18 protein-coding genes are annotated in these 21200 nt (G+C 68.5%); 8 read left to right on the top strand and 10 right to left on the bottom strand.

Features of this window, described 5'->3' with window-relative positions:
- Positions 1-40: 40 nt before the first annotated feature.
- The 4 genes from GGQ83_RS16785 to GGQ83_RS16800 all read right to left on the bottom strand — a co-directional run bounded on the left by GGQ83_RS16785 (position 41) and on the right by GGQ83_RS16800 (position 7661).
- Positions 41-1699 (bottom strand): thiamine pyrophosphate-dependent enzyme, encoded by a 1659-nt coding sequence (locus GGQ83_RS16785; RefSeq protein ID WP_242535186.1) that lies wholly within the window; start codon positions 1697-1699, stop codon positions 41-43.
- Between the two features lie 85 nt (positions 1700-1784).
- Complete coding sequence (locus tag GGQ83_RS16790) at positions 1785-3344, bottom strand: P-loop ATPase, Sll1717 family (protein WP_184386138.1); 1560 nt, start codon at positions 3342-3344, stop codon at positions 1785-1787.
- Positions 3345-3355: 11 nt separating this feature from the next.
- Positions 3356-6517, bottom strand: a complete 3162-nt coding sequence (locus GGQ83_RS16795; RefSeq protein ID WP_184386140.1) for an efflux RND transporter permease subunit — start codon at positions 6515-6517, stop codon at positions 3356-3358.
- 25 nt (positions 6518-6542) lie between these two features.
- The gene (locus GGQ83_RS16800) at positions 6543-7661 is read right to left on the bottom strand and encodes an efflux RND transporter periplasmic adaptor subunit (RefSeq protein WP_184386142.1); all 1119 of its coding nucleotides are present in this window, start codon (positions 7659-7661) and stop codon (positions 6543-6545) included.
- A gap of 213 nt (positions 7662-7874) precedes the next feature.
- Here GGQ83_RS16800 and GGQ83_RS16805 point away from each other — a divergent pair, with 213 nt between their 5' ends.
- Both GGQ83_RS16805 and GGQ83_RS16810 read left to right on the top strand, forming a co-directional pair.
- The gene (locus tag GGQ83_RS16805) at positions 7875-8111 is read left to right on the top strand and encodes an Lrp/AsnC ligand binding domain-containing protein (protein WP_242535187.1); all 237 of its coding nucleotides are present in this window, start codon (positions 7875-7877) and stop codon (positions 8109-8111) included.
- 185 nt (positions 8112-8296) lie between these two features.
- Positions 8297-8569 carry a hypothetical protein gene (locus GGQ83_RS16810; RefSeq protein WP_184386146.1) on the top strand — a complete coding sequence of 91 codons (273 nt, stop codon included), beginning with the start codon at positions 8297-8299 and terminating at the stop codon, positions 8567-8569.
- A gap of 6 nt (positions 8570-8575) precedes the next feature.
- Here GGQ83_RS16810 and GGQ83_RS16815 read toward each other — a convergent pair whose 3' ends face one another.
- Together GGQ83_RS16815 and GGQ83_RS16820 are read right to left on the bottom strand one after the other, a co-directional pair.
- Positions 8576-10072, bottom strand: coding sequence for an amidase (locus GGQ83_RS16815; protein ID WP_184386147.1), 1497 nt, complete (start codon positions 10070-10072; stop codon positions 8576-8578).
- Positions 10073-10085: 13 nt separating this feature from the next.
- Complete coding sequence (locus GGQ83_RS16820) at positions 10086-11687, bottom strand: gamma-glutamyltransferase family protein (protein WP_184386148.1); 1602 nt, start codon at positions 11685-11687, stop codon at positions 10086-10088.
- Positions 11688-11801: 114 nt separating this feature from the next.
- Here GGQ83_RS16820 and GGQ83_RS16825 point away from each other — a divergent pair, with 114 nt between their 5' ends.
- Positions 11802-12143: a tRNA-binding protein gene (locus GGQ83_RS16825; RefSeq protein WP_184386149.1), complete on the top strand. Its 342-nt coding sequence runs from the start codon at positions 11802-11804 to the stop codon at positions 12141-12143.
- 2 nt (positions 12144-12145) lie between these two features.
- A complete protein-coding gene (gpt, locus tag GGQ83_RS16830) occupies positions 12146-12625 on the top strand; it encodes a xanthine phosphoribosyltransferase (protein WP_184386150.1) in 480 nt (159 codons plus the stop codon).
- Here gpt and GGQ83_RS16835 read toward each other — a convergent pair.
- The gene (locus GGQ83_RS16835; RefSeq protein ID WP_184386151.1) at positions 12588-13985 is read right to left on the bottom strand and encodes a hemolysin family protein; all 1398 of its coding nucleotides are present in this window, start codon (positions 13983-13985) and stop codon (positions 12588-12590) included. The two genes, gpt and GGQ83_RS16835, sit on opposite strands and share 38 nt — an antisense overlap.
- A gap of 77 nt (positions 13986-14062) precedes the next feature.
- Here GGQ83_RS16835 and GGQ83_RS16840 point away from each other — a divergent pair, with 77 nt between their 5' ends.
- Together GGQ83_RS16840 and GGQ83_RS16845 are read left to right on the top strand one after the other, a co-directional pair.
- Positions 14063-14503 (top strand): DUF3429 domain-containing protein, encoded by a 441-nt coding sequence (locus tag GGQ83_RS16840; RefSeq protein WP_184386152.1) that lies wholly within the window; start codon positions 14063-14065, stop codon positions 14501-14503.
- Between the two features lie 103 nt (positions 14504-14606).
- Positions 14607-14906, top strand: a complete 300-nt coding sequence (locus GGQ83_RS16845) for a hypothetical protein (protein ID WP_184386153.1) — start codon at positions 14607-14609, stop codon at positions 14904-14906.
- Positions 14907-14955: 49 nt separating this feature from the next.
- On the opposite strand, the gene GGQ83_RS16850 is transcribed toward GGQ83_RS16845, so the two are convergent.
- The 3 genes from GGQ83_RS16850 to GGQ83_RS16860 form a co-directional block, all read right to left on the bottom strand.
- Positions 14956-16449 carry a M81 family metallopeptidase gene (locus tag GGQ83_RS16850; protein WP_184386154.1) on the bottom strand — a complete coding sequence of 498 codons (1494 nt, stop codon included), beginning with the start codon at positions 16447-16449 and terminating at the stop codon, positions 14956-14958.
- Entirely contained in the window at positions 16446-17678 is a 1233-nt protein-coding gene (locus tag GGQ83_RS16855; RefSeq protein ID WP_184386155.1) for an allantoate amidohydrolase, read from the bottom strand. Before GGQ83_RS16855 ends, GGQ83_RS16850 begins: the two co-directional genes overlap by 4 nt.
- Before the next feature lie 127 nt (positions 17679-17805).
- Positions 17806-19095 carry an ArgE/DapE family deacylase gene (locus tag GGQ83_RS16860; protein ID WP_184386156.1) on the bottom strand — a complete coding sequence of 430 codons (1290 nt, stop codon included), beginning with the start codon at positions 19093-19095 and terminating at the stop codon, positions 17806-17808.
- A gap of 62 nt (positions 19096-19157) precedes the next feature.
- Here GGQ83_RS16860 and GGQ83_RS16865 point away from each other — a divergent pair, with 62 nt between their 5' ends.
- Positions 19158-20189, top strand: a complete 1032-nt coding sequence (locus GGQ83_RS16865; protein WP_184386157.1) for a histone deacetylase family protein — start codon at positions 19158-19160, stop codon at positions 20187-20189.
- Complete coding sequence (locus GGQ83_RS16870) at positions 20186-21175, top strand: dipeptidase (protein ID WP_184386158.1); 990 nt, start codon at positions 20186-20188, stop codon at positions 21173-21175. Before GGQ83_RS16865 ends, GGQ83_RS16870 begins: the two co-directional genes overlap by 4 nt.
- Positions 21176-21200 lie beyond the last annotated feature (25 nt).

Consider the following 21200-nt stretch of genomic DNA (forward strand, 5'->3'; position numbering starts at 1 on the left):
CGATTCACGCCCCCGGTGTTCCACCGGGGACGACCGGACGCTACTTCTTCGCCTGCGCCCGCAGCTCCGCGATGGTGGCGCGGTTCGTCACCTGCTCCGGATTGGTGCGGATTTCGATGATGGCGGGCTTGCCGCTCGCCACCGCGCGCTCATAGGCCGGCACCAGTTCCTCGGTGCGTTCCACCACCTCGCCATGGCCGCCGAAGGCCTCGATGAAGCGGGCGAAGTCCGGGTTGGTCAGTTCCGTACCGGACACGCGCTCCGGATACACGCGCTCCTGGTACATGCGGATGGTGCCGTACATCCGGTTGTTGAAGACCAGGATGATGGGCGCCACGCCATGGTGGAAGGCGGTCGCGATCTCCTGCCCCGTCATCAGGAAGCCGCCATCGCCCACGAAGCACACCACCTGGCGGCCGCGATGCACGACGGCCGCGCCGATGGCCGCCGGCACGCCATAGCCCATGGCGCCATTCGTCGGGCCGAGGAAATCCTGGCCTTCCTTCACATGCATGAAGCGCGTGGGCCAGGTGGCGAAGTTGCCGGCATCGGTGGTGAACACCGTGTCGGCCGGCAGCGCCTTCTCCAGCGCCTGCAAGGCCACGGCCAGGTTCAGCGGGCCGGCATAGTCCTGCGCCACGGCCTGCGCCTCGCGCGCCGCGCGCACTTCCTGGCGCCAGGCGGCCCAGCGCGGCTTGGCCACCTTCTGGCCGGCCAGCCCCAGCGCGAAGGCGTTCACATCCGAGGTGACGCCGAGTGCGACGCGATAGACGCGCCCGATCTCGCCCTGGTCCGGATGCACATGCACGATGGGCGTCGCACCCGCCATGTCCAGCAGCGTGTAGCCCTGGCTGACCGGCTCACCGATGCGGGTGCCGATGGCGAGGATCAGGTCGGACTTCTTCGCCGCGGCGACGAGGCCCGCATCCGCGCCCACGCCCAGATCGCCCGCGAAATGCGGGCTGGTGCCGTCGAAGAGGCCCTGGCGGCGGAAGGCGACGGCGACGGGCAGGTCATTGGCTTCAGCGAAGGCACGCAGGGCGGCGCGGCCTTCGGGGCTCCAGCGGCTGCCGCCCATGATGACCAACGGGCGCTCGGCCTTCTCCAGCATGGCCATCATCTCGGGGATGGCGGCCGGCGCCGGGTGGGCGGGCAGCACGCGCTGCGGGCCGAGGTCGGGCACCGCCACCATGTGCTTCTGCATCTCCTCGCTGATGGCGACCACCACGGGGCCTGGCCGGCCGCTGGTCGCCATGTCGAAGGCATGCGCCATGATCTCGGGGATGCGCCGCGCGTCATCAATTTGCGTGACCCACTTGGCCAGCGGCTGGAACATCCGCCGGTAGTCCACCTCCTGGAAGGTCTCGCGGTCGGTTTCCTCGACGGGGATCTGCCCCACCAGCAGCACCAGCGGCGTGCTGTCCTGCATGGCCACATGCACGCCGATGGCGGCGTGGCAGGCGCCGGGCCCGCGGGTGACGATGGCGACCCCGGGCTTGCCCGTCAGCTTGCCATGCGCCTCGGCCATGTGGACGGCGCCGGCCTCGAAGCGGCAGGTGATGAGTTCTACGCGGTTGCGCTGGGCGTAGAGCCCGTCCAGCAGGTCCAGGTAGCTTTCGCCGGGCACGGCGAAGACATGGGTCGCCCCCTGCGCCACCAAGGCATCGGCCAGCAACTGGCCGCCGCTGCGTTCCTGCATTCCCGCCATATTCTCAGTCTCCCGTGCGTCTGGTGGCGGGAAACTAGATCAGCATGGCGGGCGCGTCACTCCGCAGGAGCGGCACTCAATAGCCCAGAATCTTGCGAAGCGACTTGTGGATCATGTATCGCCCATCCGGAACCACTTCGTGGTGATCCCGGAAAGACCATCGCTGTCGGCGCCTCCTACTACCAGCAATAACAACATAATCTTGACCAATAGCACCCGACCGAAAAAGGCGCTCAAGCAACTCCTGATAATCCGAAGGATCAATTAATCGGTTGAGCTTTGGCGTGCTCCTTTCAAATCCTAGATTTTCTATTCTTTGACGAAAAGAATTGGCATTGAAGAATTCCGTCCACCCCGAGAGGGCTGCTCGGATAATCTCAATTTGCTTGGGCGTATATGCAACAGCCAAGTCATCTTTAACTTCATTCCAAATATCAGCTGAAAATATTGTTTGACTTCGACTGAAGATATGTCCGCCAAACATTGTATCATCGCTTCCCGCCCTACCAGACGCAGCCTTGAGTAGGGCCACCATATTACGAGGTCGAAACATAGATATATCTAAGAGGTATTTAGCTGCACTTTCTCCAAAAAGACTTTCAGGAAAATACCTACGCAAGACGTCTCCCGACTGTTCCCCTCGTTCGTAAACCTCGCTTAGCTGGATTTTTCTTTCAATTGCCGTTAGCAGCGGGTGATGTTCTTCATCAACAATTTCACCCCAAGATATAGTTTGACCACAAGCACGCACTAATTTGTTAATTTCATCACGACCTTTTTTAACTTCTTCAATTACTTCAGTACGCGCAGAGACATAAGCCAAAAAAGGTAACTGCGTCCGCCAGGACCAACGATTAAATTGATCGGCAACAACAATTAAATCACGGATGAGAGCCAAATCCCTCGATAGCTGATCTTCATGTTCATTAAATAATTCTAACTCATCAAGAAAGACATAGTATCTAAAATTTGGCAAAAATCTGATTTGCTCTAGAATTCGTTCCGCGATTCCAAGTATTCTGTCAACACTCATCGGTTGTGTATTATCAACGGATTTTACTAACTCAAAAAATTCAGCAGACGCCTGCACTTGAGCCCACGCAGCCCGAAGCGATAATTCAATTTTCTTGAGTCCAAAATCTCGGAACGACATTCGCGGTAGTGGATCAGCCACACCAAATAGACGTTTGAGAAATTCGATATGCTTGCCGTATCCGGGCGCGTCGACTTCCGAGAGTCTTATGATCAACTGCTTAAATATCAAATGCCTCCAAGAATCTCGAAAATCATATTCTACTGCCAAATTCTTTTGATCTGTAATCGAAAAAATATGATTTGACTTGGTAAATCCAATGCGGGCCGCTTCATCAATTTCGCTTTTAAAAAGTATTAAAGCGCTCTTCTCATAATTTTCGTCCAATTTTGATTTCATATATCCAAGAAAGGCTGTCTTTCCGCTCCCCTTTGTTCCGATGATAAGAAATTTTTCCCCGACCTGAAATTTTTCTATATCAACCCCCGGTGGTTGCACAAAGCTGTTCAGCAAAATTGTTCTGCCGCCGCGTTCATCCATGTATAGTTCATCTTTGGCATCAAGTTCTCCAACGTAAATTTTCTTAATTGGAATATTATTCATTATGAGCCTCCTCACTCCGCGGGCGCCGGTGAAGCGCCCGGCTTCTTCGCATATTTCGCCGCCTCGTCGCCCACCACGGGGGTGCGGCGCTCCATGTCCGACAGCGCGCGCTCGATATGGCCGAGCGGCTTGGTGAAGCGCGCCAGCATCACGTAGAGCGCCGGCACCGCGAAGAGCGTCACGATCGTGGAGAAGGTGACGCCGCCCACGATGACGATGCCCAGCGCCATGCGGCTTTCCGCCCCCGCCCCCGTCGCCATGGCCAGCGGCACGGCGCCGAAGACCGTGGCGATGGAGGTCATGAGGATGGGCCGCAGCCGCACCACGCTCGCTTCCAGCGCCGCGTCGAAGATGGAGAGCCCCCGGTCGCGCAGCTGGTTCGCGAATTCCACCACCAGGATGCCGTTCTTCGCCATCAGCCCGATGAGCAAAATCATGCCGATCTGGCTGAAGATGTTCAGCGTCTGTCCGGTGAAATGCAGCGCGAGCAGCCCGCCCGTCATGGCCAGCGGCGTGGAGAGCAGGATGATGAGGGGGTGGATGAAGCTCTCGAACTGCGCCGCCAGCACCAGGTAGACCACCAGCAGCGCCATCAGGAAGGTGACGTAGAGCGCGCCCGTGCTGTCGCGGAACTCCAGCGACTGGCCGCGATAGGAAACCCGCACCTCGGAAGGAAGCACCTCGCGCGCGGTGGCATCCATGAAGTCCAGCGCCTCGCCCAGCGTGTAGCCGGGGGCGAGCGAGGCCGTGATGGTGATGGCCCGCACCCGGTCGGCGCGCGAGAGCGCCTGCGGCCGCGCGCGCTCACTCAGCGTCACCACATTGGACAGCGGGATCAGCCCGCCGGAGGAGCGGATGAAGATGTTCTGCAGGTCATAGGGCGTGTTGCGGTCGCCCTCGGTCGCCTGCAGCAGCACCTTATATTCCTGCCCGCCCTCGATATAGGTGCTGACCTCGCGCGAGCCGAGCATGGTCTCGATGGTGCGCCCCACCGCCTGGATGGACACGCCGAGATCGGCCGCGCGGCGGCGGTCAATGTCCACGCGCAGCTCAGGCTTGGTTTCGCGGAAATTGCTGTCGAGGTTCAGCAGCCGCTCATTCTGCCGGGCGCGGGCCAGGAAGGTGTCGCGCCACTGGATCAGCGTCTCGTAGTCCGGCCCGCCGATGACGAACTGCACCGGCGGCTGGAAGCCCGACTGGCCGAGCGAGGGCGGCACCAGCGTGAAGCCGCGCACGCCCGGCATGGAGGCGATCTGCGGGAAGAGTTCGCGCGCGATGGTCTGGGAATTGCGCGTCCGCTCATCCCAGGGGGCGAGGCGGATGAACATGTTGGCGACATTGCCCTGCGGCGGCGGCTGGAACCCGCCCAGCGTGGAGAAGACCGAGGCCGCCTCGCCCGAGGCGACATAGCGCGCCCCCATCCGCTCCGCGCGCTGGAGGTGTTCCAGCATGTAGTTGCCGGTCGCGCCCTCGGGTCCGGTCAGCGGCACGATGATGACGCCGCGGTCCTCGGTGGGGGTGAATTCCTTGGGCAGCGCCTGGAACAGCAGCACCGCCAGGGCCGACAGCGCCAGCGCCACCGCCATGACGACGATGGGCATGTTCAGCGCGCCCCGCAGCAGCACGCGGAAGCCGTTGTTCATGCCGAGGAAGAGCGGTTCCGTCATGCGGATGAACAGCCCGCTGGACCCGTGCGGCTTCAGCAGCTTGCTGCACATCATGGGCGTCAGCGTGAGCGCCACCAGCCCCGAGAACACCACCGACGCCGCCAGCGCCAGGCCGAATTCCGTGAACAGCCGCCCCACATTGCCCGACATGAAGGACAGCGGCACGAAGACCGCGATCAGCACGAGGGTGGTGGCGATGATGGCGAAGGCGATCTCGCGCGACCCACGAAGGGCGGCCAGCAGCGGTTCCTCCCCCTCCTCGATGCGGCGGTGGATGTTCTCCAGCACCACGATCGCGTCATCCACGACGAGGCCGATGGCCAGAACCAGCCCCAGCAGCGTCAGGATGTTCACCGAGAAGCCCATGGCCGCCACCGCCGTGAAGGAGGCGATGATGGAGACCGGGATGGCCAGCGCGGGGATGAGCGTGGCGCGGAAGCTGCGCAGGAAGAAGAAGATGACGCCCACCACCAGGGCGAGGGCGATCATCAGCGCGTGCTGGACCTCGTAGATGGACTGCGCGATGAAGCGGCTCTCGTCATAGCCATATTCGACATTCACGCCCTCGGGCAGGCTCTCGCGGATGCGCTCCACCTCCGCGCGGATGCCGTCCGCGACCGAGAGGGTGTTGGCCGTGCTCTGCCGCAGGATGCCGAGGCCGATGGCGTCGCGCCCGTTCAGCCGGTAGCCGCCGCGGGATTCCTCAGGCGCCACCTCGACGCGCGCCACATCGCCCAGCAGCACCTGCGCGCCGCCCACCGTGTTGCGCGCCACGACCAGGGCGCGGAACTGCTCGGGCGTGTTCATGCGCGTGTCGGTGCGGACCGTCAGCTCACGCTGGGTGGATTCGAGGCGCCCGCCCGGCAGCTCGACATTCTCGCGGCGGATGGCGTCCTCGATGTCCTGCACGGTCAGCCCGCGCGCGGCCAGCGCCTGGCGGTCCAGCCAGATCCGCATGGAGAAGCGCCGCTCGCCCGCGATCAGGACCTGCGCCACCCCGTCCACGATGGCCAGCCGGTCCACGAAGCGCTGCCGCGCCACATTGGTCAGCTCCATGCCCGACATGCGTTCGGAGGAGAGGGCGACCCACATGATGGGCCGCGCATCGCCATCCTGCTTCTGCACGATGGGCACCTGGGCCTGGGTGGGCAGGCGGGCGGCGGCGCGGGCCACGCGGTCGCGCACGTCGTTCGCCGCGCTGTCCACGTTGCGGCTGAGGTTGAACTCGATGGTGACGACGCTGCGCTCGTCGCGCGAGAAGGAGGTGATGGTGCGGATGCCCTCGATGCCCGCCACCGCGCCCTCGACCAGCTCCGTGATCTGGGTGTCCACCACCCCGGCCGAGGCGCCGGTATAGGTGGTGATGACCTGGATGATGGGCGGGTCGATGCGCGGCAATTCCCGCACCGGCAGCCGGGTGAGCGAGGCGAGGCCCAGCACCACCAGCATCAGGCTCACGACCGTGGCGAAGACCGGCCGCTTGATCGAGATGTCGGAGAGGATCATGGGGCGGGCCTTGCCTGAAGGGAGGTCAGCTCGTGGGGCGGGTCATGGTCTCGGTGACGCGCACGGGCATGTCGGGGCGCAGGCGCTGCAGGCCGCGCACCACCACCTGGTCATCGGGGCGAACCCCCTCGCGGATTTCCACCTCGCCCGCCAGCCGCAGGCCGAGCTGCACCTCGACGCGGCGCGCGCGGCCATCGCGGATGGCATAGACGAAGCTGCGCTCGCCCAGTGAATCCAGCGCCTCCTCCGGCACCAGCAGGGCGGTGGGGCGGGTTTCGAGCGTGAGCTGGACGTTCAGGAACAGCCCGGGCCGCAGCGCCTCGTCCGAATTGTCGAACTCGGAGATCACGCGCATGGTCCGCGTGGCGGTGTCGATGCGCGTGTCCATCACCGTCACCCGCCCCTCGAAGACGCGGCTGCCATGGGCGGCGCTGCGGGCGCTGACCAGGCTGCCGGGCCGGACGCGCGCCACATGCACCTCGGGGATGGAGAACTCCACGCGCACGCGGCTGATGTCGTCCAGGCTTGTGACGGGCGTGCCCGGCTGGATCAACGCGCCGGCGCTGACCTGGCGAAGGCCCACCCGCCCATCGAAGGGGGCGGTCAGGCGCAGCTCGTCAATCCGGGCCTGGATCTGGCGCAGCCGGCCATCGGCGGCGCGGGACAGGGTCTCCAGCTCATCCACCCGGGCGCGGGCCACGGCCTGCCCGGCCGGCAGGGCGCGGGCGCGGGCAAGCTGGCTCTGCGCGTTGTCGAGGCTGGCGCGGGCCTGATACAGCTCGGCATAGAGGGCCTCGCTGTCCAGCTCCATCAGCACCTCGCCGGCGCGGACATGGGCACCTTCCTCGAAGCGGATGGCGGTGACCATGCCGGCCACCTTGGTGGTGATGGTCACGGCCTCGCGCGCGCGGACGGTGCCCACGCTTTCCATCCGCTCCACCACAGCGGCCTGCCGGACCGGCGCCGCCACGACCGCGACCTGCTGCGCGGCCGGCGCCCCACGCGGGCCTTCGGCCACCGTGGGGCGTTCGAGGCCCAGCAGGGAAAGCGGCGCGGGAACGCCCCAGGCATCCGCCTGGGTGTGCCAGAGATAGCCGGCGCCGCCGAGGACGGCGACGATGCCGAGTTGCAGCCAGGCGCGCATGGAGCCTCAGTGTCTAACCGCTCATGAATGGACCGCCAGCCTAAGCTCGGCAAGGGCGAACCTTGGCGGTGGTTACGTTTCGTTACCAGCGATTGAGGCGCGATCGGCCCCGATTGCCCCGCGCGGGTGCATCCGTCGTGGACGGCCGCCCCTGCACGCGGCATATCCCGCGCTTGCTACATGGGGAGCATGGTCGTGCGGGCAATCTTTGTGATGATCAAGTGTGAGATGGGCCAGGCCTACCGGGTGGCCCGGGAGATGGCCGACAGCATCGCCGAATTGTCCGAGATGCATTCCATTTCCGGCCAGTATGACCTGCTGGGGAAGTTCTACCTGGAGCCGGAGCAGGATATCGGCCTCTTCGTGGTGGAGCGGGTGCAGAGCGTGGCGGGCGTGAAGGACACCTACACGCTCCAGACCTTCAACGCCTTCTCGGCCGGCAAGGGGTAGGGCGGGCATCAACCCTTGGGCACCTTGCCGCGTTCCTCATCTTGTCATGGCGCGGAGATGCGGGACGCGGCCTTCAACGGAGGCGCCGCCCGCTCCTCGCCACCTTTGGCACGGCGGCGCCACATTCCCACCTTCAACCGGCCGCGCCCGCCTGCCACGATACTTGAGACAGAGGAGTGCGCCCGATGCGAAAGATCATCACCGCCATGAGCCTGCTGGGGCTGCTCGGCGTCGCGGCCTGTACCGATGCCTATGGGCGTCCGGACCCCGCCGCCACCGCGCTGGTGGGCGCGGGGGTGGGTGCGGCGGCCGGCCTCGCCATCGGTGCCGCGTCGCAGCCGCGCTACTACGCGCCGCCGCCGCGGTATTACGCCCCGGCGCGGCCGGTCTATCGCGGCTATTACGGCCCGCCGCGGGGCTATTACCACCGCCCGCCGCCGCGGTATTATCGTTGGTAGGTCGCCTCAGCCGAAGCCGAGGAAGCCCTCCATCCCGCTGATGGGCGGTGCCGCGCGCAGCTTGGCGATGTCGGGCTTTGGGCGACCGAACTCCGCATCGCCCGCCAGCGCCGCCTCCAGCGCGGCCGCGACCCCCAGCACGAAGGCGTCGCCGCCCCGCGGCCCCACGATCTGCAGGCCGAAGGGAAAGCCCTTCTCGTCCAGGCCCACGGGCAGGCTGATGGCCGGGTGGCCCGTCAGCGTCACGTAGTAGGCCAGGGCCAGCCAGTGGAAGTAGGTGCGGGTCTTCTCGCCGTCGATCTCGCTCGGGAACAGCTCGCGCCAGGGGCGGGGGCTGATGGTGATGGCGGGCGTGATCAGCACGTCGTGCTTCTCGAAGAAGGCCTGGAAGTTCCGGTAGATCACGGTCTGGCGGCTGGCGGCGCGGGCCTGGTCCTCCAGGCTGTAGCGCAGCCCCTCCTCCACATTGGCGATCATGTTCGGGCCGCACTTGTCGGCGTGGTTCCGCACGCGGTCCAGGTGCGAGGCCAGCGCGCCCGAGGCGCGCAACACCTCGAAGGCCTCGTCGCCGCCCGTCACGTCGGGGGTGGCCGTCTCGATGCGCCCGAACAGCGGCCCGCAGCCCTCCACGATACGGCGGAACTTGCGGCGCACCACGCCCTCGACCAAGGCCAGGCCGAAATCCTCGCTTGCCGCCACGCGCAGGGTGGAGAGGTCAAGCTCCCGCGGCGGGTGGAACAGGGCGGGCTCGCCCCGCACCGTCCGCGCATGCAGCGTGTAGGCCAGCGGGTCGCCCGCATCGTCGCCCGCCATGGCGGACAGCATCAGGCAGAGGTCCGGCACATCCCGCGCCATGGGGCCCAGCACGGAGAGCGGGTTCCAGCCATGCCCGCGCCGCTCATTGGGCACCAGCCCCGGCGAGGGGCGGTAGCCCACGATGCCGTTGAAAGCCGCGGGGTTGCGCAGCGAACCGCCCGTGTCCGAGCCTGAGGCCAACGGCACCATGTCGCAGGCCAGGGCAACGGCGGAACCGCCGGAGGAACCGGCCGCATTGTGGGTCGGGTCGAAGGCATTGCCCGTCGCGCCATAGACCGCGTTGCGGCTGTTCGCCCCCAGGCCGAATTCCGGCACATTGGTCTTGCCCAGCACGATGCCGCCCGCTTCGCGCAGGTGGCGCACCATGCCCTCGTCGCGCGTCGGGATGTGGTCCTTGAAGAGCAGGCTGCCCCAGGTGGTGCGAAGCCCCTTCGTCTCCTCCAGATCCTTGATGCCGAGCGGCAGGCCGTGCAGCGCGCCCAGCCGCTCACCCTTCATCACCGCATCCTCGGCCGCGCGGGCGCCGGCGCGGGCGGCATCCACATCCATGGCCGTCATGGCGTTCACGGCCGGGTTCACCGCCTCGATCCGCGCGAGGCAGCTTTCCAGCAGCTCCACCGGCGAGAGCTTCTTGCGCCCGATCATCCGCCGGGCGGTGGTGGCGGGCAGTTCGCAGGGTTCGGTCATGTCCGGGATTTCCTCAATAGCCGATGACGCAGCCATCCTTGCGCGGATCGCTGCCGCCGATCAGGCAGCCGCGCGCGTGGTCCATCAGGATGGCCTGGCCGCCGCCATGCGGCTTGTCCCAGGCCACGCAGCGATGGCCCATGGCGTCCAGCCCCGCCACCACATCGGCCGGGATGCCGCGCTCCACCTGGATCGCGCCCTCGCGCGGGAAGAGGCGGGCGAGGTCAATCGCCTCCTGCGGGTCCAGCCCCCACTCGAAGATGTTGGACAGCAGCAGGCTCTGCCCCATCGGCTGGAAATGCCCGCCCATCACGCCGAAGGGCATCACGGCCTTGCCATTCTGCGTCGCCATCCCGGGGATGATGGTGTGCATGGGCCGCTTGCGGGGCGCGATGCAGTTGGGGTGGCCGTCCTGCAGGCGGAAGCCGAAGCCGCGGTTGTGCAGCATGACGCCCGACTTCTCGGCCAGGATGCCGGAGCCGAAGCTCTCGAACAGCGAATTGATGAAGGAGCAGGCATTCCCCTCCTCATCCACCACGCAGAGATAGACGGTGTCCGCATGCACCGGGAACAGCGTGCCGGCGGGCGGCAGCTCGGCCATGGCGCGGCCGTCCTGGATGCCACGGGCCAGGCCATGCAGGTATTCGTCGGAGAGCAGATGCTCGACCGGCACTTCCACCTGGGCCGGGTCCGCCACGAAGGCGTCGCGGTCACGATAGGCCAGGCGCGCGGCCTCGATGTGCCGGTGCAGGCGCGTGAGGCCGAGCGGCCCGCCCTCGGCCTTCTTCATGTTCTCCAGCATGCCCAGGATCATCAGCGTGATGATGCCGGTGCCGTTGGGCGGACATTGATGGATGTCGAGCCCGTTCCAGGACCGCTTGATGGGGGTGACGAACTCCGCCGCCAGCAGGGCATCGGCGAAGTCCTGCTCGGTCTGGGTGCCGCCCAGGGCGCGCAGGGTGGCCACCATGTCGGCCGCGATCTCGCCCTCGTAGAAGGCGCGGGCGCCGCCCTTGGCGATGGCGCGCAGCGTGGCGGCGAGTGCCGGGAACTGCATCTTCTGGCCCATCACGGGCGCGCGGCCGCCGGGCAGGTAGTGCCGCGCCGAGGCCTCGTGCCCCGCGAGCTTGCCCGCCGCCTCCTCCCAGTCATGCGCCACGCGGGCATGGACGTGGAAGCCTTCCTCGGCGGCGCGGATGGCGGGTTGCAGCAGGTAGCCCAGCTCCTTGCGCCCATAGGCCGCGTTCAGCGCCTGCCAGGCGGAGACGGCGCCCGGGATGGTCACGGAATGGACCGAGGTGTTGACCATGGCGGTCAGCCCCTTGGCGCGCAGCGCCTCGGGCGTGGAGCCCGCGGACGCGCGGCCCGAGCCGTTCATCGCGATCACCTGATCGCCACCCGCCGGGGCATACAGGCAGAAATTGTCGCCGCCGATGCCCGTGCTCTGCGGCTCGATCACGCCCAGCAGGGCGACGGCGGCGATGGCGGCGTCCAGCGCATTGCCACCCGCCTTCAGCACCTCGATGGCGGCGAGCGAGGCGGCCGGCATGGAGGTGGCGGCCATGCCACGGCCGGCGATCACCGGGCTGCGGCCGGGCAGGTGGAAGTCGCGCATCAGGAAGTGTCCTCGGCAGTTGGAATGTCACGTCCATTCTGGACCAGGGGTGGCGCTGCGGCAAACCTGGGAAGACCCCTCGCCTGCCGCGCGGAAATCGGCTAGCGCGCGGGAATGAGCGATCCGATCGGCTTCGACGACTTCCTGAAGGTGGACATCCGGGTGGGCACCATCGTGGACGCCCAGCCCTTCCCGGAGGCGCGCAAGCCCGCCATCAAGCTCTGGGTGGATTTCGGCGGCGAGATCGGCGTGCGGAAATCCTCCGCGCAGATCACCGCCCACTACACGCCGGACAAGCTCATCGGTCGGCAGGTGCTGGCGGTGGTGAACTTCCCGCCCCGGCAGATCGGCCCCTTCCTCAGCGAGGTGCTGGTGCTGGGCGTGCCCGACGAAAATGGCGCGGTTGTTCTGCTGCGCCCGGATTTCCCCGTGCCCATTGGCGGAAGGATGCATTGAAGGTGGCGCCACGTTATTTCACCGTCGGCTGGGACCAGCTGCACCGCGATGCCAAGGCTCTCGCTTGGCGGCTGATCGAGAAGGGGCCCTGGACCGGCGTGGTGGCCATCACCCGCGGCGGGCTGATCCCGGCGGCCATCATCGCGCGCGAGCTCGAATGCCGCATCATCGAGACGGTCAGCGTCATCACCTATGACGAGGAGAAGCGCGGCGACCCGCGCGTGGCCAAGGCGCCCGCCGCCGCCGGCGACGGCACCGGCTGGCTGCTGGTGGATGATCTGGTGGACACCGGCACCACCGCCCGCCTGGTGCGCGCCATGCTGCCCGGCGCGCATTTCGCCACCATCTACGCCAAGCCCGCCGGCAAGCCCCTGGTGGACAGCTTCGTGACCGAGGTGAGCCAGGACACCTGGATCCTGTTCCCCTGGGACACCGAGGCGCAGTTCATTCCACCGATCGCGAAGGCTGGGGCCGCAAAGTAGAGGGGCGCTCGGCGGGGCTGCCCTCCAGCGGCAGCACGGCGATGGGGGGTGCCACCAGCGGCGCGCCCGTCGCCCCCTCCTTCAGCGCCAGCACCTTGTCCACGCGGCGCCCGTCCATGTCCACGACCTCGAAGCGCCAGCCGCTGTAGGCGATGCGGTCCGCCTCGCGCGGGATGCGCTGCAGCAGCGCCATCATCAGTCCGGCCACCGTGTGGTAATGGCCCGATTGGGGCGGCGGCTCGAAATCCTTCAGCCGCCCGCGCAGCTCATCCAGCGCCATCATCCCGTCCAGCAGGATGGAACCGTCGAAGCGGGCGATGGCGCCGGGGGCCGCGTCCAGGGCGGGACCCAATTCGCCCACGATGGCCTCCAGCAGGTCGGAGGCCGTCACGACCCCCTCGAAGCTGCCATATTCGTCGAGCACCAGCGCCATGCCCAGGGGGTCCGACCGCAGCCGTTCCAGCGCGTCCAGCGCGGAGAGGTTGTCCGGCAGCACGGTGGGCTGGCGCAGCGCGGCGGGGATGGAGATGGCGCCGCCCGCCAGCATCTGGTCCAGCAGATCCTTCACCGCCACCACGCCCACGACATTGTCCACGCGGCGGTCGGCCACGATGAAGCGGGTGACGTTGTCGGCCCGCAGCGCCTCGGCCACCGCCTCCGGGGCGGCGTGGCGGTCGATCCAGGCGACCTCGTTGCGCGGCGTCATCAGCGCGCGCACGGGCCGGTCGGCCAAGCGCAGCACGCGCTCGATCATCTGGCGCTCGTTGGGGTCGAGCGCGCCGGCCTGCACGCCCTCGGCCACCACGGCCTTCACCTCCTCCTCGGTCACGCCATTCTCGTTGGGCGCATGGGTGCCGAAGAGGCGCAGGATGGCGGCGGAGGAGCTGGAGAGCAGCCAGATAAAAGGCCCCGTCACCCGCGCCAGCACGGTCAGCGCCGGCGCCACGACCGAGGCCACCCGCTCCGGATTGCGAAGGGCCAGCTGCTTGGGCACCAGCTCGCCCAGGATCAGGTTGGCATAGGTGATGGCCAGCACGACGAGGCCGAAGGCCAAGGCCTGGCCATAGCCGAAGACGAAGGGCAGTTCCTCCAGCGCCTCGCCCACTGGGCGGGCCAGGGCGGCGCCACCGAAGACGCCGGCCAGGATGCCCACCAGCGTGATGCCCACCTGCACCGTGGGCAGGAAGCGGCCGGGGTTCTCGTGCAGGGCCAGGGCGGCGGCGGCGCCGGGGGTGCCCGCGCGCTCCATCGCCTGCAGCCGCCCCCTTCGTGAAGAGACGACAGCAAGCTCGCTCATCGCGAAGACGCCATTGATCAGCGTCAGCAGCACGATGAAACCGATTTCCAGAAACATGCCCATGGCGGGGCTATAGCGCAACGGCCGGTCGCGCGCACACCTCTTGCACCGCGGCACCTCTTGCGGCTGATGTGCGCCGCATGGACGCCGCGCATCAACGCCTTCTCTGGACCCTGGGCCTCTCGGGCCTGCTGCCCTTCGCCGCCGCGGCGCTGGCCGTGCTGCTGGCCCCCGACCACTGGGGGGGCTTCGCGCGCGGGGCGCTGATCGCCTATGGCGCCGTCATCCTGTCCTTCCTGGGCGCCGTGCATTGGGGGCTGGCGCTGCGGGCGCCGGTGGGCGAGGCCTGGGCCACGCCGACGCGGCTGGTGCTGGGGGTGGTGCCCTCGCTGATCGGCTGGGCGGCCATGATGCTGTTCGAGGCGCCGTCGCTGCTGCTGCTGGCCGTGGGCATCCTGGCCACGGCGGCGGTCGAGCAATGGGCGGCCTCACGGGGCCTGGTGCCGGGCTTCTACATGCGGCTGCGCTGGGTGCTGTCGGTGGGGGCGGCGGCCTGCCTGCTGCTGCCCTTCCTGGTGTGAGCCAAGACGTCTCGGTTTTGTTAACCAAATCTCAAGATATTTATGTTGTCTTAAAATTCGTGATGGGATAGCAATTTCTTCAGAGATTGCCGACGGAGCCCCCATGCCCAGCGCCGAAATCCTGCTCTTCCCGCAGCGCGCCCCCGCCGAACCCGCGCCCGAGGACAGGCTTCGCCATGCCCTCGCCGCGCTGGACGCCGCGCTGGAGGAACAGCGCGCCGCCGTGGCGGCGTTCCAGTCCAACCTGGGCGAGCTGGGCGGTGCCGTCGCGGGGCTGGAGAACAGCCTGCGGAAATATGCCTGCCAGCTCACCACCGCCCATGGCGACGCGCTGGCGGCGCAGGAAGGTGCCCGCAAGCTGGAAGCAACCGCCGAGGGCTGGATGGCGAAGCTGGAGCGTTAGCGTCTGATCGGCTTCGGTATTTCACCGAAGCCGTGAATCAGCCGCCCAGCTAGCCCCCGAAGCGCCGGTTGTCCCCAGGCCTGAGGCGCAGCCCCGGCCGCAGCGCCGTGAAGGGCAGCGTGGCAGGGTCCGCCACCACCGGGCCAGGTGCCGCCGCCACCAGCACCGCCGCCGCGATGGGCTGGAAATGCGCCCGGAAATGCACCGAGGACTTCACGGCGACGATCCGCTCCGCGGCCGGCTCCACGCCCAGATGGCGGAACACCGCCTGGTCATGCGCCTGCATCTTGCGCGAGACGATCACCACCCGGACCGACCCCACCCGCAGCAGGGCGGTCAGGCCCAGATTGGCGGGGTTGCCCGCGCCCATCGGCCCTTCCAGGGTGAAGCGCCCGTCCGAAAGCCTTTCCACCACGCCCGTCACCCGCAGCGGCACGCCGTCGCTCTTGCCGCCGAGGTCCAGCGTCACCGTGGCCCCCTCCCCTGCCGCGTGGCAGGCGGCGGCGGCTTCCGCGTCGTTCATGGGGGCCAGCGCGGCGGGTGCCCCCTGGCGCAGCAGTTCCGCCAAGAGTCCCGTGGTGTCGCCATGCCCGCCGCCACCCGGATTGTCCTGGGTGTCGGCGATGATGACGGGCTTGCCCGCCCCGTCCGAGAGGCGCAACGCCTCGGCCACCGCCGCATCGGCCTCCATCACGCCGCCGGTGAAGTCGGCCTCCCGCGACGTGATCTCCCGCGCCAGGGCATCGGCGGCTTCCTCTGCGGCCTCCTGCGTCTCGGCCCAGCAGGCGATGGCCTGGCCGCAGCCCGCGAAATCCGCATAGGGGAAGCCGAAGCAGTAGCCGAGTTCGACGACGCCGGCCTCCAGCCGCGCACGCGCCTCCATCACGCCCGACATGGGCTCGACCATGGTGCATTGGCTGGTGATGGGGATGAGGAAATCCAGCTCCCGGAAGGCCATCGCCCAGGGTGCGCCGCGACGGATGCGCGCCAGCAGCAATTCGGTCGCGCGGCGGCCCACGGCGCGCATGTCCACATGCGGATAGGTGCGGTAGGGCACCAGCACATCGGCGCATTCCGCCATCAGGCGCGTCATGTTCGCGTGCGGGTCCAGCGTGACGGCGATGGGGATGTCCGGACCCACCACGGCGCGGGCGCGGCGCAGCAATTCGCCCTCGGCGTCGGGGAAGTCGTCGCTGACCATGGCGCCGTGCAGGTCGAGGAACACGCCGTCCAGCGGCGCCTCATCCAGCGCGTCCGAAAGCGCGGCGAGAATCAGTGCCGACAGCCGCTCGAAGGCCGCGCGCGTCACCGGCCCGGCGGGGTTGGCGAAGGCCCAGGCGAGCGGGGCGATGGTCGCACCCGCCGCGTCACAGGCCGCGATGGCGCCGGCGGCGCAGGCCGAGGTGGTCCGCAGCCCTTCCACCAACTCGTCGCGGTGCAGCAGGGGCGGCAGGCCGCCAGGCTTGAGGAAATCCTCCCAGCCCGTCGCGCGCGGGGCGAAGGAATGGCTTTCGTGCAGGAAGCCGCCGATGGCGATTCTCATTGCGCCGCCTCCAATATGGCATCGGCCAGCACCAGCAGGCCCGCCTCGGCCCATTCGGGGGTGATGCTCTCGGCCTCGTTGTGGGACAGCCCGCCATGGCAGGGCACGAAGATCATGGCGGTGGGCACGCGGCGCGCGACATAGACGGCATCATGGCCGATGCCGGTGGGCATCTCCTTCGCCGCGATGCCCCGCCGCGCCGCCGCCGCGCGCAGATGGCCCAGCAGCGTGGCGTCGAAGCGGATGGGCGGGGAATGCCAGAAATCGCTGACCGTGATGGCCACGTCCCGCGCGCGCGCGATCTCGGCGGCCCGTGCCCGCAGCGCATCGCCCATGGCGTCGAGCTGCGCGGGGTCGCCATGGCGCGTGTCCACGCTGAACCAGACCCGGCCCGGAGCGACGTTGCGGCTGTCGGGATGCACCATGATGCGCCCGACCGTGCCGCGGCCCAGCTCCCCATCGGGCGCGCGGGCGGCGATGGCGATCTCCTCCACCGCCGCGATGAGGTGGCTGGCCGCCACCAGGGCGTCTCGCCGGCCGGCCATGGCGCTGCCGCCATGCGCCTCGGCGCCCTCCACCACCACGTCGTACCAGCGCTGGGCCAGCGCATGGGTGACGATGCCGACCGACTTGCCCTCGCGCTCCAGCACCGGGCCCTGCTCGATGTGGAGTTCGAGGAAGGCCGCCATCTCGGGCAGCGTTTCGAAACCGCGCCAGCCGATGCGGGCCAGTTCATCGCCGAAGGTGACGCCCGCCGCGTCGGTCGTGCCCAGCACCTGTTCGGGCGGGAAGATGCCCATGGCGGCGCCACTGCCCATCATCGGCGGCGAGAAGCGCGCGCCCTCCTCATTGGTGAAGTTCACCAGCATGAGCGGCGCCTCGGTCTCCGCACCCGCCTCGTGCAGGGCGCGCAACACCTCCAGCCCGGCCAGCACGCCCAGCACCCCGTCGAACTTCCCGCCCGTGGGCTGGGTGTCGAGGTGGCTGCCGAACGCCACCGGCTTGCGCGACGCATCCCGCCCCGGCCGCAGCAGCGCCATGTTGCCGAAGGGGTCGAGGTGCAGGGTGCAGCCATAGGCGGTGGCGCGTTCCACCAGCCAGGCGCGGGCCTCGCCGTCCAGGTCGGTCAGGGCCTGGCGGTTGCAGCCGCCGCGCGGGGTGCCGCCGATCCGGGCCACCTCGTGCAGGTCCGCCCAGAGGCGGGCGGCGGAGAAAGGAATGTTCTTCATGCCTGCCCCCGATCGCCGGAGGGCGCAGCGACGCGAAGCCCGAAGGCGTGAATCGGCGGCGCCGTCATGCCCCGATCGCCGGAGGGCGCAGCGCAGCGCGCACCGGAGGCGTGAATCGGCGGCACCATCATGCGCGCTCCACCCCACACCATTCGGCCATGGCCAACGCGATGCTGCGCGTGATGCCGTGCACGCTCTCCACGCCCACATTCTCGTCAATGCCGTGGATGTCCTGCGCGTCCGGCCCGAACACGGCGCAGGGCGTGCCCTGGTAGAGCACGTAATGGCGGCCATCGGTCAGGCCGGTGGCCGGGTAGTCGCGCAGGGTGCCGCCCGTGGCGTCCGCATGGCTGCGACGGGCGAGCGTGCTGATCTCGGTGTCGCGCGGGAAGGTGCAGGGGTCGGCCATGAAGCCCTTGAACTCCAGCTTCACCTGGGCGCCGCGCAGGCGTTCGTGCTGGCTGGCCTGGGCCACCAGGCGCTCGATGTCGCGCTTCGTCTCGGCGGCCGTGTAGCCCAGCATGACGCCGACGCGCAGGCCGATGCGGCAACGGGTCGCCACCGAGGAATTCCACTCGCCGCCCTCGATGGTGCCGAGGTTCACGTTCACCGGGTGGTTCACGCCATGGAACTCGGCGGCGATGTGCTCGGCGCGGTTGCGCTCGGCCTCGTAGTCCTTGAAGGCGGCGGCGATGATGCCGGCGGCCTCGATGGCGTTCACGCCCGCCTGCATGTCGCGCACATGGGCGGGGCGACCGCTGACGGTCACCCAGGCCCAGACCACGCCGACCTCGGCCGTATAAAGCGCATCCACCCCCGGCCCTGGCTCGGGGATGATCACGGCATCGGGCTTGGGCAGGGCCAGCATGGCGGCCAGCGCGCCATTGCCGGTGCATTCCTCCTCGATCACGGCGGCCATCTGCACCTCGGCGGCGGGTTGCAGCCCGGCGCGCTTCAGCGCGGCGAAGGCCATGGCGTAGCTGACGATGCCCGCCTTCATGTCGCCCGCGCCCCGGCCATGGATGCGGCCATTGCGGATGGACGGCGCATAGGGCGGCGTTTCCCACATGTCCGCCGCGCCCTCGGGCACCACGTCCACATGGCCTTGCAGCAGCAGGGACCGGCCGGACGCGGCGCGCGGGCGATGGATCGCCGCCACATTGTCGCGGCCCGCATAGGGGATCAGCGGCGGCGAGAGGCCCGGATGGCCCGCCATCGCCTCCGGGTCGGTCGGGATGCGGAAGGGGTCGAGGCCGAGATGCCGGTAGAGCCGCTCCATCTCGTTCAGCGCCCCTGCCTCGTTGCCGAGGGTGGAGGGGCAGCGCACCAGGCGGAACAGCCAGTCCAGGCTGTCGTCGCGGAGGGAATCGCAAGCGTCGAGGATGGCGCGCCGGGCGCCTGGGTCCAGGGAAGGCATGCAGCCAGCACAACAGCGCCGGGCTTGGTTGTCGAGGGGCCAGCCGGTGTTACCGTGCCCCCATGAAAGCCTTCCACGATCCGGGCGAGGCCGCCCACCACCCGAAATTCTTCCTCATGCGCGGGGCGCTGCGGGCGAATTACGAAATCCCGGCCCGCGCGGCCTCCCTGCGCGAGGGCCTGGCGCGGCTGGGCCTCGTGCCGGAGGTGGCGCCCGGGATCCCGCACCACGCCCTGCTCTGGGCCCATGAACCCGCCTATCTCGACTTCCTGCGCGACGCCGCCGCCGAATGGGCCACCCTGCCCGAGCCCGGCCCCGAGGTGGTCGGCAATGTCCACCCCACGCCCGAGATGATCAGCCAGGGCGGGCGGGTGCCGGGGGGCCTGGTGGGCCGCGTGGGCTGGTTCACCGCCGACGCCGCCTGCCCCATCGGCCCCGGCACCTGGGACGCCGCGCGGGGCGCTGCCGCCTGCGCCCTGGCCGCGGCACAGGTCGCGGCTGGCGGCGGGGACGCCTACGCGCTCTGCCGCCCGCCCGGCCACCACGCCTATGCCGCGCGGGCCGGCGGGCATTGCTACATCAACAACGCAGCCATCGCGGTGGAGGCGCTGCGCCTCGCCGGCGCCGCGCGCGTGGCCGTGCTCGACATTGACAGCCACCATGGCAACGGCACCCAGGGCATCTTCTGGAAGCGGGGCGATGTGCTGACCGTCTCGGTCCATGGCGACCCGAACCGCTATTATCCCTGGTTCGTGGGCCATGCGGCCGAGCGTGGGGCGGGGCCGGGCACGGGCTGCAACCGGAACCTGCCCCTGCCCTTCGGCACCGGAGATGGCGAATGGCTGGCCGCCATCGGGCAGGGGCTGGAGGCGATCCGCGCCTTCAAGCCCGAGGCGCTGGTCCTTTCGCTGGGCTTCGACGCGAGCGAGCATGAGCCCCTGGCCGCACTGAAGGTCACGGTCGAGGGCTTCGCCCGCGCCGGGGAGGCCATCGGCGCGCTCCACCTGCCCACCGCCATCTGCCAGGAGGGCGGCTACAATTGCGACATCCTGGGTGACCTCCTGGCCCGTTTCCTGTCAGGCTTCGGCCGATGAACAACCCGCTGATCCTCGACACGCACATTGATATCCGCTGGCCGGAGCCGCCGGACTGGCTCACCCAGACCGACCGTTGCGTGGACCTGCCCAAGATGCGCGAAGGCGGCATGTCGGCCGCCGTCTTCATCGCCTATGTCGCCCAGGGGCCGCGCGACCATGTGGGCCATGCCGCCGCCGCCGCCCGCGCCGAGGCCATGCTGCGCCACATCCGTGACCGCGCGGACGGCACCACCGCCCGTTTCTGCGCCACCCCGGACGAGGTGGAGGCCGCCTTCGCGGCCGGCGTGCCCGCCGTGCTCTCGGCCGTCGAGAACGGCTATGCCATGGGCCATGACCTCGGCCGCATCGCGCTGTGGCGGCGGCTGGGCGCCATCTACCTGACGCTGACCCATGACGGGCACAACGCGCTGTCCGACAGCGCCCGCCCCCGCAAGAACCTGGGCGATGCGGAGGAGGAGCATGGCGGGCTGACGGCCCTCGGCCGCGCCGCCATCGCGGAGATGAACCGCGTGGGGCTGATGCTGGACTGCGCCCATGTGTCCAAGGCCGGCATGATGCAGGCCTGCGAGGTCTCCCGCGCGCCCGTCGCCGTCACCCACACCGCCTGCGCCGCGCTGAACGCCCACCCGCGCAACCTGGATGACGAGCAGCTGGACGCCCTCCGCGCCTGTGGCGGAGTCGCCCAGATCACGGCCGTCGCCTCCTTCCTGAAACCCGCACCCCCCAATGGCGCGGCCCAGGCGACGGTGGCGGACCTGGTGGACCATGTGGACCATGCGGTGCGGCGCATCGGCCTGGATCATGTCGGCATTTCGTCCGATTTTGACGGAGGGGGCGGTGTACAGGGCTGGATGCATGCGGGGGAAACCGCCGCCATCACCGCCGAACTGGCCCGGCGCGGCTATGGCCCGCGCGAGATCGGGCTGCTCTGGTCCGGCAATTTCCTGCGGGTCTGGCGGCAAGTTCTCCGTCACATGACATGAACGCAACGGCTTGCGCCGGGGGCCG

The organism is Roseococcus suduntuyensis (assembly GCF_014196305.1).
Lineage (GTDB): Bacteria > Pseudomonadota > Alphaproteobacteria > Acetobacterales > Acetobacteraceae > Roseococcus > Roseococcus suduntuyensis.